The sequence below is a fragment of the Arenibacter sp. S6351L genome (assembly GCF_023016025.1).
Lineage (GTDB): Bacteria > Bacteroidota > Bacteroidia > Flavobacteriales > Flavobacteriaceae > Arenibacter > Arenibacter algicola_B.
The window spans coordinates 1-631 of the sequence record NZ_JALKBB010000102.1 but is presented as its reverse complement, the minus strand read 5'-3'; the positions used below and the strand labels follow the sequence as shown (position 1 = coordinate 631).

The following is a 631-nucleotide window of genomic DNA, read 5'->3' as shown; positions in this document are numbered from 1 at the left end:
TAACATCGTTTAAGGTCGAATTTGCTCCACCGGTTACATCTATATCACTTGAAGTAATACTACCATCACCTGTAATATCCGTTGGATCTACAGTGATCGTATATTCTGTATTGTTCCCTGTCGTGGACGAGGTAACATTTACACCACTACCTTCTACCACCGTTGTTGTAAGTTCATTTGCCCGTATTGCAGGGGTAAGGTCCAAGGCCGTAGAAGCCACGCCATTTACGGTACTTACCAATTCATCACTACCATTTAGACCCAGTACATTACTATTTATCATAGTCACGCCTGCTCCAGTAACTCCGTCCACCGTTGTCGTCAAAGTATTTGCACTGCTTGTATTGGACACCGTAGTGGCCGGTATCAACGTACTTGGGTCTATATATTCCCAATCAGTTCCGTTCCATTGGATCAGATCTCCCGTATTACTGCCATCCGCCAATTTACCCAGGGTAACCGCATCTGCAGCCAATTCTGTGGTTCCCACGGCCCCGGCAGCTATCTCTAGGGTAACATCACCCAACAGGGCATTTGCATCACCACCTACCGTTAGGTCGGAGGATGTGATATCACCGTCACCAGTAATTGCCGTGCCATCAACTTCCAATGCTCCGGTGGTCGCGTTCTG

The 631-nt window shown here is 47.5% G+C and carries 1 pseudogene; it reads right to left on the bottom strand.

Annotated elements, in window-relative coordinates:
• Window positions 1-631 (bottom strand): annotated as a pseudogene (locus MWU82_RS24070) (hypothetical protein); the annotation flags it as partial.